General features: G+C 71.4%; 11 protein-coding genes and 1 pseudogene. 7 read left to right on the plus strand and 5 right to left on the minus strand.

Annotation, left to right across the window (positions count from 1 at the left end):
* Positions 1 to 467: 467 nt before the first annotated feature.
* Positions 468 to 1,733, minus strand: a complete 1,266-nt coding sequence (locus G9H72_RS18735) for an EAL domain-containing protein (protein ID WP_166173996.1) — start codon at positions 1,731 to 1,733, stop codon at positions 468 to 470.
* A gap of 381 nt (positions 1,734 to 2,114) precedes the next feature.
* Between G9H72_RS18735 and G9H72_RS18740 the strand changes: the two genes are divergently transcribed.
* Positions 2,115 to 2,744, plus strand: a complete 630-nt coding sequence (locus tag G9H72_RS18740) for a maleylpyruvate isomerase family mycothiol-dependent enzyme (RefSeq protein WP_166173998.1) — start codon at positions 2,115 to 2,117, stop codon at positions 2,742 to 2,744.
* Positions 2,745 to 3,696: 952 nt separating this feature from the next.
* On the opposite strand, the pseudogene G9H72_RS23500 reads toward G9H72_RS18740, so the two are convergent.
* Both G9H72_RS23500 and G9H72_RS18750 read right to left on the minus strand, forming a co-directional pair.
* A pseudogene (locus G9H72_RS23500) lies at positions 3,697 to 3,894 on the minus strand (dihydrofolate reductase family protein); the annotation flags it as partial.
* A gap of 67 nt (positions 3,895 to 3,961) precedes the next feature.
* Complete coding sequence (locus G9H72_RS18750) at positions 3,962 to 4,318, minus strand: ArsR/SmtB family transcription factor (RefSeq protein WP_331272421.1); 357 nt, start codon at positions 4,316 to 4,318, stop codon at positions 3,962 to 3,964.
* Positions 4,319 to 4,412: 94 nt separating this feature from the next.
* Between G9H72_RS18750 and arsM the strand changes: the two genes are divergently transcribed.
* The 3 genes from arsM (at position 4,413) to G9H72_RS18765 (ending at position 6,896) form a co-directional block, all read left to right on the plus strand.
* Positions 4,413 to 5,261: an arsenite methyltransferase gene (arsM, locus tag G9H72_RS18755; RefSeq protein ID WP_166174002.1), complete on the plus strand. Its 849-nt coding sequence runs from the start codon at positions 4,413 to 4,415 to the stop codon at positions 5,259 to 5,261.
* 70 nt (positions 5,262 to 5,331) lie between these two features.
* Positions 5,332 to 6,429, plus strand: a complete 1,098-nt coding sequence (gene arsB / locus G9H72_RS18760) for an ACR3 family arsenite efflux transporter (RefSeq protein ID WP_331272422.1) — start codon at positions 5,332 to 5,334, stop codon at positions 6,427 to 6,429.
* Between the two features lie 56 nt (positions 6,430 to 6,485).
* Positions 6,486 to 6,896 (plus strand): arsenate reductase ArsC, encoded by a 411-nt coding sequence (locus G9H72_RS18765; RefSeq protein ID WP_166174004.1) that lies wholly within the window; start codon positions 6,486 to 6,488, stop codon positions 6,894 to 6,896.
* Here G9H72_RS18765 and map read toward each other — a convergent pair.
* Entirely contained in the window at positions 6,877 to 7,647 is a 771-nt protein-coding gene (gene map / locus G9H72_RS18770; RefSeq protein ID WP_166174006.1) for a type I methionyl aminopeptidase, read from the minus strand. The genes G9H72_RS18765 and map overlap by 20 nt on opposite strands.
* A 65-nt stretch (positions 7,648 to 7,712) precedes the next feature.
* Here map and G9H72_RS18775 point away from each other — a divergent pair, with 65 nt between their 5' ends.
* From G9H72_RS18775 to G9H72_RS18785, 3 genes are all read left to right on the plus strand, one after another.
* A complete protein-coding gene (locus G9H72_RS18775; RefSeq protein WP_166174008.1) occupies positions 7,713 to 8,015 on the plus strand; it encodes a helix-turn-helix transcriptional regulator in 303 nt (100 codons plus the stop codon).
* 168 nt (positions 8,016 to 8,183) lie between these two features.
* The gene (locus tag G9H72_RS18780) at positions 8,184 to 10,400 is read left to right on the plus strand and encodes an outer membrane protein assembly factor BamB family protein (protein ID WP_166174010.1); all 2,217 of its coding nucleotides are present in this window, start codon (positions 8,184 to 8,186) and stop codon (positions 10,398 to 10,400) included.
* A gap of 157 nt (positions 10,401 to 10,557) precedes the next feature.
* On the plus strand, positions 10,558 to 11,385 hold the full coding sequence (locus G9H72_RS18785; protein ID WP_166174012.1) for an alpha/beta fold hydrolase: 828 nt from the start codon (positions 10,558 to 10,560) through the stop codon (positions 11,383 to 11,385).
* Between the two features lie 23 nt (positions 11,386 to 11,408).
* Here the strand turns inward: G9H72_RS18785 and G9H72_RS18790 are convergent, their stop codons facing one another.
* On the minus strand, positions 11,409 to 13,796 hold the full coding sequence (locus G9H72_RS18790; protein ID WP_166174014.1) for an ATP-binding cassette domain-containing protein: 2,388 nt from the start codon (positions 13,794 to 13,796) through the stop codon (positions 11,409 to 11,411).
* Positions 13,797 to 13,817: the final 21 nt, after the last annotated feature.

Consider the following 13,817-nt stretch of genomic DNA (forward strand, 5'->3'; position numbering starts at 1 on the left):
CTGAAGCAGTCTTGTCTCACCGAGCTTGACACCCTCCGGGAAGCCCCGTGGGGCCTGTCCTTCGGGGTGTTCGTCGCACTCGCGGAGAGCCTTCCACGGTGGCGGCGCGCTCGTCGTGGCTCCGGTCCCTAGCGCGCTCGCCCGGGCCTCACCTGGCGGTGTCCCACCAGGTGAGGACGCTGGTCGTCGCGGTGGAGGCGCGGGATGGCCTGCTGGCCGGGGGAGGCTTGACCGGCGGTGTACCCCGTTGCGCCGCACCTCGGTGGCCAGGTGGTGCTCAACGTGTCGATCGGCACGCCGGCGCAGGCAGTGCAGACGGCTGCGTACGCCAGAGCGCTCGAACTGCGTAAGCCGCCACGAGGCCCTCGTCCGCCCTCACACGGGCGGCTCCTCGTCGCTCATGTAGGGGCCTCCTTCGTCATCCCCGCCTCCTCCACCTTGCAGCCGTGCGTGCCCGCGGCGATCGGTCAACGTGTGAGGACCCCGCCTTCGAGGGTGTCGGCGACCGCTAGCAGCGATCGCGCGACGTCGCGGCACGTGACAGCACTCTGCGTGACAACGACGTCCCACTTCGATGTAGGCGCGACACGTCCCTCACCGCGGTGGCGAAAGGCAAGAAGCAGCGCCTGCTGCGGTGACAGTGCCAGGAAACAGACCTCCTGCAGCAAGGGGTGCCCGTCCGGCAGGTCGGCGTTGCGCATCGCCCAGTCGCTGAACATCGACACGTCGCGCCCGAAGGTGAGATGCAGAGCCGCTTTGTCCACGACCGCGCGGGCGAGAGCCTGGCCAGCCGGAGGCGCCGGCAGATCAGGCACTATGACTGCCACAAACATGGGTTGCAACGAAGCGTCGACCACCCCCGCGAAGTCGGTGATGAGCCCTGCCAAGCGCTCCATGCAGACAGGCATCGCGAGAGCTGTCCCGCCCTGCGACGCGAGCTCGAACGGGCTTGCAGCGGAAGCGGGGGTCTGCAAGAGACGCAACGGTGAGCGGGGCACCGGAAGGCTCCTCGGCAGCCCGCCGGGTGCCCCCAGGCCATGGCCTTGCAGGTATCGGGCCCCTCGTCCCACCGCTGAGTCCTTCGCGTTCTCGTCATCGATGTGATCCATCAGGATCGAAGCACCGGTGGTCTCCGCCTCGGCGAGGGCGGCGTACATGGCCACGCGCGCATGGTGCAGCCCGAGGGATTGAGCGAGGTGGCTCAGGCGGATCACGTCTGGCTCGATGGCCGGCAGCAGAGCAAGTGCGGACGACCTGACCTCCAGGTCGTTGAGGGCTACGCCCCACCGAGCCGCCCTTGCGTGGCGGACCGTTTCCAGGACCTCCCGTGGGTAACGATCGATCGCACTGCCCTCGATGTCGACGAAGACGCGCAGCTTCCGCTCTGCCTCCCAGACGGTCTCCAGCAAATGCTCCGGGCACGGGGTGATCAGCGAGTCCCGCCCGACGTTCACGAACAGGGACACGGAGGGCGGCAGCTTCGCGTCCAGGAACTGACGGAACGCCAGGGCACGGCATACCCAGTCCAGCTCGCCGGCACGTCCGGCGGCGCGAGCGGCGGCGAACAGTTGCAGCGGCGAGCGCAGTGATCCCTCCGGCCCCCGGGTGAGAGCTTCGAAGGCGACCACCTGACCCGTCACCGCGTCCGTGATCGGCTGGTAAGCGACCTCGACGTCCTGCTCCCTGATGATCCGAGCGATCTCGTGGTCGAAGCCTGTCGGCGTCCGGGCCACGTGCTCTTCGCGTCGCCGTCCGGGTAGCGCCGTAGAAGTGGGACGAGGAAGCTCGTCCTCGCCGCCATGCGGCCTTGCGTGCGAGCCTGCTTCGTGCCGCTCACCTTCGCCGGCGCTCACCCTCTCGCGCGCCACTGTGCCGCCGAGGGCAGAGTCCTGGTCGCGGGACCATAGAATCCACCGAGTCGTCCCTGACGCGGCCGGTGTCCAATCGTGCCTGATCCTGCCCATGCCGCCCATTCGCCCCGCAGATCCCGTGGATGAGGCGATGGCTCGCGATTCACTCAGGCGGGTGCCGTTGTCCGCGCGGACCGCGCGCGGCCCGAGAAGCCTGCGTCGCCTACAGGCCCGTGGCGTGGATTCCGGTGCCAGGATCGACCCGTGGACGTGTTCGAGGAGATCGCCGACGAGCGGCGGGCCCTGGCCGATCAGCTCGCCACCCTGACCTTGGAGCAGCAGACGACCAGGAGCCTGTGCCACGCCTGGAGCGTTCACGACGTCCTCGCGCACCTCGTCATGCCTCTGGAGGTGAGCACCTCAAGGCTCGTCCTGGCCGTGCTCCTGGCGGGCGGGAAGTTCGATCGGGCCAGTGAGCGGGTGACCCGCCAGCTGGCGCAGCGCCCCTTCGCAGAGCTCGTGGAGGTGTTGCGCCGTAAGGCCGACATCCGGTTCACCCCACCGGGCTCGGGCCCGGAGAGTCCCTTGGTCGACGTGCTCGTGCATGGCCTGGACATTCGCTGGCCTCTGCGACTGCACCACGACATCCCCGCGCCGCGGCTGCGTGAGGCGCTGACGTTCCTCATGACGGCGCCTGCGGGCCTGGTGCCCAGGGGTGCGCTGACCGGTCTGCGGTTGGAGGCGGAGGACATCGACTGGGCGCACGGAAGCGGACCGGTGGTCAGGGGCAGAGCCGGGACGCTGCTGCTGGCCGCCACCGGCCGGACTGCGGCCCTCGCCCCCCTCACCGGCGACGGGGCCCCCGTCCTGCGCGGCCGGCTCGCCGCTCGTTGAGAGCCGGGGGGACGAGGCCGGCGCCGTCAGCGCGGGCCACTCGCGATCAACTGGCGGCAGTGCGTACTCGACTAGCGCCAATCCAGACGTGGTCGCCGCGGCAGCCGCGCGTGGGTAGGTGTGCAGGGGAGTCGCCGTCGGCTTCGCCCGACTCGGAGATGCGCCGAGGTCGGACGGTGGGTCGTGGGAGCCGTGGTGTGTGCACCTGGCCGCCGGCCGCTGCTGCCGGAAGAGGGAATCAGCCTATCTGTGGCCTGGCCGCGGCTGTGTGGGTGAAACACTCCGGCCGTGTCTCGAACTTGTCGGCTCCATCTGGCCGTGCCAGTTGTCCTGTTTGCGCTCGCAGGTTGCACTTCGGGAGATGCCGGGCCGTCATCGGACGCTGCTCCTGCCCCCTCGACATCCCCAACGTCCACGAGGCTTGTCTCGCCCGCGCCGGAGAGCCGCCCTGTTGGAACTCTTGCCCCGCTCGAGCAGGTCTGGTCGGACACCCGACCGGTGTTGGACCTGGCTGGACAGAGCGGGTCGCGAACCTACCGGGTGCGCGCTTCTGGTCCGACCCGAGAGCTTGCCGCTCGCATCGCGTGTGTAGGGGGAGGCGGCAGTATCAAGCTGGAGTTGGAAAGCTCCGGGCAGGTCGCGACGTCCGAGGGCCAGTGCGACGGGACGCCGTCCGAGTACGTTTCCGTGGACGCGCGACAGGCGTCGGTCACGGTGGAGACGACTGATGGTGTGCGGTGGTCGCTACTTGTCGAGGACCCCGAGACCAGCCTGTTCGAGGACACCGACGCTCAATAGGTCACGGTGTCGCCACTTCCCCTTCCCCTTCTCGCTCCTTCGGCGTCCCCAAGGGATGCGGGAGACCCATCAGATGACATCCGCACTGGACGAGTTGACATAAGGTACGTTATCGGCGGCGAAGCAACACGGATAGGCGCGCTCAGCGCTCGACCTCGTGGTCGGCGGTCGGCCGGTGGGAGCTCATGGCCTGCCAGAGCCGGCGCCCGTAGAGAGCCAGGCCCGTTCCCGCGACCCGGTCGGACCACCACTGGAAGGGCTCGTCGCTCGGCACGCTTCAGCTGAGGTCGCCACCGGGTGCGGCGACGTAGCCGTTCAGGCTCACGCTCATCCCGAAGGTCAGCCTCCGCACCTCGTCAGCCTTCCTGTGCACCGGTCCCCGGGATGTGCAGACCTGCGTGGTGCGCGAGAGTCATCGGTCAGCGGCGGCGCGAGAACGGCAGCAGTGCCGCGCTGAGCTCGTCCAGCCGTGCGGGCACCAGTCGGTAGTACGCCCACACCCCGCGCTTCTCGCGCTCGAGCAGGCCGGCGTCGACGAGGACCTTGAGGTGATGGGACACGGTCGGCTGCGACAGGCCGACCGGCTCGGTCAGGTCGCACACGCATGCCTCCTGGCCCTCGTGGGCGGCCACCAGTGACAGCAGGCGCAGCCGTGTCGGCTCGGCGACCGCCTTGAGCAGCACCGCCAGCCGCTCGGCCTCGGTGGGTGACAGGAGGTCGCCCGTCACTGCGGAGCAGCAGGCAGTGCCACTCGCCACGGGCAGGGTCGTCGTCACTCCCCCAGGATGCCGCACACATTGACGGCTGTCGATATGTGGTGCAGGCTGGGCTCGACGGATCGACAGGTATCGATGCCCTCGAGGAGGAAGCATGAGCGATCAGGGGCTGCGGGATCAGGTTCGCGAGCGCTACGCCGAGGCGGCCCGCGCGGTCAGCGAGGGCGACGTCGGCTGCTGCGCGCCGTCCGCCGCAGCGTTCGACGCCGACGACTGGTCCGGCGCGCAGGTCTACGGCGACGGTGAGCTGGACGAGCTGCCGGCCGAGGCGGTCGCCGCGTCGCTGGGCTGCGGCAACCCGTTCGCCGTCGCGGCGCTGCAGCCGGGTGAGCGGGTGCTCGACCTCGGCTCCGGCGGAGGGATCGACGTGCTCCTGTCGGCCAAGCGGGTCGGGCCCACGGGCAAGGCGTTCGGGCTGGACATGACCGAGGAGATGCTCGCGCTGGCGATGTCCAACGCGGCGAAGGCCGGCGCCACGAACGTGGAGTTCCTCAAGGGCCAGATCGAGGCCATCCCGCTGCCGGCCTCCTCGGTCGACGTCGTGATCTCCAACTGCGTCATCAACCTGTCGACCGACAAACCGGCGGTGCTCGCGGAGATGTTCCGGGTCCTGGTGCCGGGCGGCCGCATCGGGGTCTCCGACGTCGTGGCCGAGGACTCCGTCACCCCTGCCGAGCGTGCCGAGCGCGGCAGCTATGTGGGCTGCATCGCGGGCGCCCTGTCGCGCAGCGAGTACCTCGAAGGCCTGGCAGCGGCGGGATTCGTGGACGCCGACGTCGAGTTCACCAGCGAAGCCGCCCCCGGCCTGCACGGCGCGATCATCCGTGCCAGGAAGCCGGCCGGGCCTGCGGCTGCTCGGGACGGCTCGACGACGACCGCTCCCACGCTCACCGTCCTCGCGACCGCCCCTGCCTGCTCGACCCAGAACCCCGGCGCGTGCTGAGCGGCGGCTCCCTCCCGGCGCTGCCGAGCCCCGGGCCAAACGTGCCGGCAGGTCAGATCGGGCGACGCCCGTGAGCGACCTGGTGCGTGAAGCGCCCGTAGGGACGGACGGTGCGCCGGTACTGGCCCGGCTGTCGACGCTGGACCGGTTCCTGCCGGTCTGGATCATCGCCGCGATGGGGGCCGGCCTGTTGCTCGGCCGTCTCGTCGACGGGCTCGACGAGGCGCTCGACGCCGTTCGGCTCGGCTCCGTGAGCCTTCCGATCGCGCTCGGGCTGCTGCTCATGATGTACCCGGTGCTGGCCAAGGTGCGCTACGGCGAGCTGCACAGCGTGACCGGCGACCGCCGGCTCCTCGTCTCCTCGCTGGTGCTCAACTGGCTGGTCGGCCCGGCCGTCATGTTCGCTCTGGCGTGGGTCTTCCTGCACGACCACCCGGCCTATCGCACCGGCCTCATCATCGTCGGGCTGGCGCGCTGCATCGCCATGGTCCTGATCTGGAACGAGCTGTCGTGCGGTGACCGCGAGGCTGCGGCCGTCCTGGTCGCGGTCAACTCGGTCTTCCAGATCGTGGCCTTCGCCGCGCTCGGCTGGTTCTATCTGGAGGTCCTGCCCGGGTGGCTCGCGCTGGAGCAGACCGCGCTGGAGGTGTCGGTGTGGGACATCGCCGAGTCCGTCCTGGTCTTTCTCGGCATCCCACTGGTCGCCGGCTTCCTGACCCGGCTCGTGGGCGAGCGGCGGCTCGGCCGGGCCGGCTACGAGTCCCGAGTGCTGCCCCGCATCGGGCCGTTCGCCCTCTACGGGCTGCTGTTCACCATCGTGGTGCTCTTCGCCCTGCAGGGGGACGCCATCACCAGCGAGCCCGGCGACGTCGCCCTCATCGCGGTCCCGCTGCTGGTCTACTTCGCCGTGATGTGGGCCGGCTCCATGGCACTCGGCCGCGGGATCGGCCTCGGCTACGCCCGCTCCGCCACCCTCGCGTTCACCGCCGCCGGCAACAACTTCGAGCTGGCGATCGCAGTCGCCATCGGCGTCTTCGGGGCCACGTCGGGCCAGGCGCTCGCGGGGGTCGTGGGGCCGCTGATCGAGGTCCCCGTGCTCGTCGCCCTGGTGTACGTCTCGCTCTGGGCGCGTCGCTTCTTCCCGCCTGCCCCATCCGCCACGCGCTGACCGCCACGGCGTCGCGCCCCGCTCCCCGACACTCCGCCGCCGAGAAAGGCCCGTCCGTGTCCGACAAGCCCAGCGTCCTCTTCGTGTGCGTGCACAACGCCGGCCGCTCCCAGATGGCCGCCGGATGGCTCGCGGCTCTGGCCGGCGACGCCATCGAGGTCCGCTCCGCCGGCTCCGCCCCCAAGGACCAGGTCAACCCCGCTGCCGTCGAGGCCATGGCCGAGGTCGGCATCGACATCGCCGGTCAGAAGCCGAAGATCCTCACCACCGACGCCGTCCGGGCTTCCGACGTCGTCATCACGATGGGCTGCGGGGACGCCTGCCCGGTGTTCCCGGGCAAGCGCTACCTCGACTGGGATCTCGACGACCCCGCGGGCAAGGGGGTCGAGGCCGTCCGTCCGATCCGCGACGAGATCCGCGCCCGTGTCGAGGGCCTGATCCGGGAGCTCACCGCACCAGCGTCATGATCTCGGCACCGTCGTCGGTGATGGCGATGGTGTGCTCGCTGTGCGCGGTACGGCAGCCGGTCGCGCTGCGCAGGGTCCAGCCGTCGGCGTCGGTGACCAGGACGTCCGTGTCCGCCATCACCCACGGCTCGAGCGCGAGCAGCAGCCCCGGCCGCAGCTTGTAGCCCCGGCTCGGCCGGCCGGCGTTGGGCACGTGCGGGTCCTGGTGCATCGTCGAGCCGACGCCGTGGCCGCCGAACTCGGTGTTGACCGGGTAGCCCGCGGCATCCAGGACCGAGCCGATCGCGTGGGAGACGTCGCCGAGACGCGCTCCCGGCCCGGCCGCGGCGATCCCCGCCCGCAGCGCCCGCTCGGTCGCGTCGATCATCGCAAGGTCCCCCGGGGCGGCGGGCTCCCCCACCACGAAGCTGATGGCGGAGTCCGTCACCACGCCGCCGAGGGAGACGGCGAGGTCGAGGGAGAGCAGGTCGCCGTCGGCGAGCGCGTAGTCGTGCGGCAGGCCGTGCAGCACGGCGTCGTTGACCGACGTGCAGATGTAGTGCCCGAACGGCCCGCGCCCGAAGGACGGCGCGTAGTCGACGTAGCAGGAGTCGGCGCCGGCCTCCACGATCATGTCCCGCGCCCACCGGTCGATGTCCAGCAGGTTCGTGCCGACCGCGCTCCGGCTCTTGAGCGTCTGCAGGATGTGCGCGACGAGGGCGCCCGTGTCCCTCGCTCGCGACAGCTCGGTGGGGCTCAGGATCTCGATCACGGCAGGCCTTCCTCGTCCGCCCAATAACTATCCCGGGCATGCTATCCCGGTATTAGTGTTGGGTCATGGTGAGGTTGCCGTTGTCGCCCGCCGAGGTCGCACGCGGGCAGCGCCTCGGCGCCCTGCTGCGCCGGGCCAGGGGTGAGCGCTCCATGCTCGACACCGCGCTCGAAGCCGGCGTCTCCCCGGAGACCCTGCGCAAGATCGAGTCGGGGCGCGTGGCCACGCCGGCCTTCCCGACCATCGCGGCGATCGCCGAGGTCCTGGGCCTCTCGCTCGACCTCGTGTGGGCCGAGATCAACCGGCCCGTGGAGGCCGCGAAGCCACAGGGCTCCAGGCGCGGGACGCGCCAACGCGTCGCGTCCTGACGCGCCCCCGCAGCCCCGCTGCCCGGCTGGGTACCGCACGGTAGGCCGCCGTTCACGCGCGAGTCGGTGGGGCTCCACGTCCTCGCAAGGCGGAGGCGACAGGTTCGGAGGCGCCCACGGCCGCGGCGTCAGCCTGCGTGGGTGCCGCGTACGACACCTGGAGCCTGCATGTCGACCGATCCCCGCCTTCCCGTCCCCGCCACGTCCGGGCTGAGCCGTCGAGGGTTCCTCGGCCTGGCCGCCGCCGGCACGGTCGCCCTCGGGGCGGGACCGCTCGCAGCGCAGCCGGCGGCCGCGGCTCCCCGTCCCCTGCGCCCGCTCCGCTTCGCTCTCGTCACCGACACGCACATCAACGTCGACGTGCCCGCCCGGCAGACGACGATGGCGGCGGTCTACGCGGCGGTCGCGGCCGAGGGCGTGGAGTTCGCGCTGCACTGCGGCGACGTGACGGACACCGGCCAGGCGGCGGAGTACGAGGCGTACCTCGCAACGATCCCTCCCGCCCTGCAGGGCAAGGTGCACCACGTCCCCGGCAACCACGAGACGCGCTGGGACGCGTCGGCGAAGCGTCTGGTGGAGGACTACCTCGGGGTCGCCGAGCCGTTCGTCGCCGGCGGCCTGCGCTTCCTCGGCCTCGACCCGACGATGGTCACGCAGGAGCCGGCGCACTTCACCCCGGACGTCCTGCGCGGCCTGGAGCGGGAGCTCGAGCGGGCCGAGCGCGCGGGCACACCGGTTGTCCTCTACCTGCACCACCCCGTGGGGGGCATCAACTACTACGCCGACAACCAGCACCGCCTGCTCGAGACGATCGAGGGCTACGACGTCCGGGCGCTGCTCGCCGGGCACGTCCACGCCGAGCGGGTGAGCCGCTTCAACGGGGTCACCGAGCTCACCTTCCAGGCGGTGCGCAACAGCCCCACGTACTACCTCGGTGAAGTGGTGGACCTCCCGGCCACCGGGTGGGTGCTGCGCTTCACGGCCGTGACGGGCTCCGCGGGCGGCACCGTCACCCGGGTCAGGTACGCGGACGTCCCCTTGACCGGCTCGCGTCCCGGCGCGCACTCCCCCGCCGGCGTGCAGGTGGGCCACACCGGCGCCGGCCGCGCAAGGCTCGAGGTGCGCGCCGGCGGCGCGCCGCTCGTCAGGGCGGAGTTCCAGCCGTACCCCGAAGCGCTCTTCGGGCAGACGGGGACGGGCTCCTGGCGGCCGCTGGCTGCGGCGGGGGCAGGGCTGTGGGCGGCGGAGGCGGACGTGAGCGCCCTGACGCCGGGCCCGCACAAGGTCCAGGTGCGCTCGCTGTACGCCGACGGCGCGTGGCACGAGGACGTCCGGGTCCTCACGGTCCCTGACAACGGCCAGGGTGCCCGCCTGGTGTGGGACCTCGAGCTGAAGGACCCCGTGCAGGCGGGGGTCGCACAAGCGGCGGGCTACGCGGTCGTCGCCACGACGTCGGGCGAGGTCGTCGCCCTCGACGTGGACGCGAAGCGCCGGCACCGCCCGTGGCGCCGGCTGCTCGGGCCGGTCTACCGGCAGCCCGGGGTCGACCTGGCCGGCCGCACGCTGTTCGTGCCCGCCACCGACTGGGGCCTGGTGGCCCTGGACGCCGCCACCGGCGTCACACGCTGGCGCGTCGACCGGGCCGACCCCGTCTTCGCCACCCCCACGAGCGCGGTGGTCGACGGGCGGGAAGCCGTCTTCTTCGCGGCCGCCAGCACGCTGTACGCCGTCGCCGCTGCGGACGGCAGCCCGCTGTGGGAGGCGGGCCTCGGCGGCAACTTCACGGGCCGCGCTGCCTGCGACGGCGCCCGGGTCTACGCCGGCAGCGGCGACGGCGCGATGCACGCGTTCGACGCACGAACCGGGCTTCGCCTCTGGACCTACACCACGCGTACCGGGACGGCGAACGCCCTCCAGCTGTACGGCCCCTGGGACGACCGGGTCGAGCTGCTGGACCACGGGCTGGTCCTCTGCTCGACCGTCGCGGCGTCCTACGCCCTGGACCGTGCAACCGGCGAAGAGCGTTGGCGGTCCACCGGCAGCTCGATGTACCCGCCGGCCCTCGTCGTCGAGGGCGCGCGCCAGCGCGTACTGCTGATCCAGGAGCGCGGGGCCACCACTCTCGTGGACGCGGCGGGCGGCGCGGCCGTGTGGCGCGCCACGCTGCCCTTCCCCACCTTCAACTCCGGGGCGGTGCGGCGCGGCGGGGCGGCCTGGGTGCTCGGTGTCAACGGCCAGCTGGCCCGCCTCGGCCTGGCCGACGGGCAGGTCGATGCCCAGCGCCAGCTCGGGACCGCCTACTGCTTCAGCAGCCCCGCGCTGATGGGCGACGTGCTCGTGGCCGGGGACCAGGACGGTGTCGTGCGCGGCGTCCTGCTCCCCTGACCGCCCCCGCCCGGTGTCACGCAGCGCACCCGCCACGGCCCTCGCACAACCGGCGCCGGGCATCTCGACACCCCGGCCCCTGCGCCCCTAGCGTGGCCGGTGGATCACTAGCGGTCCACGTCCGGCGTCATCGCACCGAGAGACCTCAGGAGGGGTCATGGGCACGATCACCACCGCAGACGGCACGGAGATCTTCTACAAGGACTGGGGCTCGGGTCAGCCCATCGTCTTCAGCCACGGCTGGCCGCTGTCGGCCGACGACTGGGACGCGCAGATGCTGTTCTTCCTGGGCCACGGCTACCGCGTCATCGCGCACGACCGGCGCGGGCACGGCCGCTCCAGCCAGACGGCCGACGGGCACGACATGGACCACTACGCGGCCGACCTCGCTGCCCTGACCGAGCACCTGGACCTGCGCGACGCCATCCACGTGGGTCACTCCACCGGCGGCGGGGAGGTCGCGCACTACATCGCCCAGCACGGTGAGGAGCGCGTCGCGCGGGCCGTGCTCATCAGCGCGGTCCCGCCGATCATGGTGCAGACCGAGAGCAACCCCGGTGGGCTCCCCAAGTCCTTCTTCGACGACCTGCAGGCCCAGGTGGCGGCCAATCGGTCCGAGTTCTACCGGACGCTCGCCGCCGGGCCGTTCTACGGCTTCAACCGCCCCGGGGTGGAGGCTTCTGAGGCCGTCATCCAGAACTGGTGGCGTCAGGGGATGATGGGCGGGGCCAAGGCGCACTACGACGGCATCGTCGCGTTCTCCCAGACCGACTTCACCGAGGACCTGAAGAAGATCACGGTGCCCGTCCTGGTCATGCACGGCGACGACGACCAGATCGTGCCGTACGCCGACTCGGCGCCGCTGTCCGCGGCCCTGCTGCCGAACGGCACGTTGAAGACGTACGCCGGGTTCCCGCACGGCATGCCGACCACGCAGGCCGAGACCATCAACGCCGACCTGCTGGAGTGGCTGCGGTCCTCCTGACCTCCAGGAGGACCGCAGCCGCCTCACGCCTCGACGTACGCGGCGAGGTGCTGCCCGGTCAGCGTCGACCGGGCCGCCACCAGGTCGGCCGGCGTGCCCTCGAACACGACGCGGCCGCCGTCGTGCCCGGCGCCCGGGCCGAGGTCGAGGATCCAGTCGGCGTGGGCCATGACCGCCTGGTGGTGCTCGATGACGATGACCGACTTGCCGCTGTCGACGAGTCGGTCGAGCAGCCCGAGCAACTGCTGGACGTCCGCGAGGTGCAGGCCGGTGGTCGGCTCGTCCAGCACGTACACACCGCCCTTCTCCCCCATGTGCGTCGCCAGCTTGAGCCGTTGGCGCTCGCCCCCGGACAGGGTGGTCAGCGGCTGCCCGATCGTGAGGTAGCCCAGCCCGACGTCCACCAGCGCGGCGAGGATCCTGTGCGCCGCCGGCGTCCTGGCGGGTCCGTCGCCGAAGAACTCCTCGGCCTCGGTGACGGACATCGCCAGCACCTCGCTGATGTCGCGGCCGCCGAGCCGGTAGTCCAGGACCGCTGCCTGGAAGCGCTTGCCCTCGCAGTCCTCGCAGGTCGTGGCGACACCGGCCATCATCCCGAGGTCGGTGTAGATCACGCCCGCGCCGTTGCAGGTGGGGCAGGCGCCCTCGGAGTTGGCGCTGAACAGCGCGGGCTTGACGCCGTTCTCCTTCGCGAACGCCTTGCGGATCGGCTCGAGCAGGCCCGTGTAGGTGGCCGGGTTGCTGCGCCGCGACCCCTTGATCGCCGACTGGTCGACCGCCACGACGCCCTCCCGCCCGGAGACCGAGCCGTGGATGAGCGAGCTCTTCCCCGAGCCCGCGACGCCGGTCACGACCACCAGCACCCCGAGCGGGATGTCGACGTCGACGTCGCGCAGGTTGTGCGCGTCGGCCCCGCGGACCTCGAGCGCGCCGGTGGGCGTCCGCACCGACGGCTTGAGCCGGGCCCGGTCGTCGAGGTGGCGGCCGGTGAGCGTGTCGCTCGCGCGCAGCCCCTCGACCGTGCCCTCGAAGACCACCTCGCCGCCGGCCGACCCGGCGCGCGGCCCGAGGTCGACCACGTGGTCGGCGATGGCGATCGCCTCGGGCTTGTGCTCGACGACCAGGACGGTGTTGCCCTTGTCCCGCAACTGCAGGAGCAGGTCGTTCATGCGCGCGATGTCGTGCGGGTGCAGCCCGACGGTGGGCTCGTCGAAGACGTACGTCACGTCGGTGAGCGAGGAGCCCAGGTGGCGGATCATCTTCGTGCGCTGCGCCTCGCCGCCGGACAGCGTGCCGGACGGCCGGTCGAGGCTGAGGTAGCCGAGGCCGATCTGCGCGAACGAGTCGAGCGTGTGCTGCAACGCGGCCAGCAGCGGCGCGACGGACGGCTCGTCGAGCGCGCGCACCCACTCGGCGAGGTCGTTGATCTGCATCGCGCAGGCGTCGGCGATGTTGATCCCGCGGATCTTCGACGACCGGGCCTCGGCCGCCAGCCGGGTGCCGTCGCACTCCGGGCACGTCGTGAACGTCACCGCCCGCTCGACGAACGCCCGGATGTGCGGCTGCATCGCCTCGACGTCCTTGGACAGCAAGGACTTCTGGATCGACGGGATCAACCCCGAGTAGGTGATGTTGATCCCGTCGACCTTGATCTTGGTCGGCTCCTTGTGCAGCAGGTCGTGCAGCTCGCCCTTGGTGAACTTCCCGATCGGCTTGTCCGGGTCGAAGAACCCGGAGCCGCGGAAGATCCGGCCGTACCAGCCCTCCATGCTGTAGCCGGGAATCGTGATGGCGCCCTCGTTGAGGCTCTTGGCCTCGTCGTAGATCGCGGTCAGGTCGAAGTCGGTGACCGCGCCCATGCCCTCGCACCGCGGGCACATGCCGCCGAGCCGGTTGAACGTCGCCTTCTCGGTCTTGGTCTTCCCCGCCCCGCGCTCCACGGTGATGGCGCCGCTGGCCCGCACGGACGGCACGTTGAAGGAGAAGGCGTTCGGCGGGCCGATGTGCGGCTGGCCAAGCCGGCTGAACAGGATGCGCAGCATCGCGTTGGCGTCCGTCGCGGTGCCGACGGTGGAGCGCGGGCTGGCCCCCATCCGCTCCTGGTCGACGATGATGGCCGTGGTCAGCCCCTCGAGGACGTCGACCTCGGGGCGCGCCAGCGTCGGCATGAAGCCCTGCACGAACGCGCTGTAGGTCTCGTTGATGAGCCGTTGGGACTCCGCCGCGATGGTGCCGAAGACGAGCGAGCTCTTGCCGGACCCGGAGACACCGGTGAAGACGGTGAGCCGGCGCTTCGGGATCTCGACGCTGACGTCCTTGAGGTTGTTCACCCGCGCGCCGTGCACGCGGATGAGCCCATGGGTGTCTGCGACGTGGGGTTCCGGCGTCGTCGTTGCCGCCGTCGTGGCCATGCTGGTCCTGTTCTGCTCGGG

This window comes from Motilibacter aurantiacus (assembly GCF_011250645.1).
GTDB classification, from domain to species: Bacteria; Actinomycetota; Actinomycetes; order Motilibacterales; family Motilibacteraceae; genus Motilibacter_A; species Motilibacter_A aurantiacus.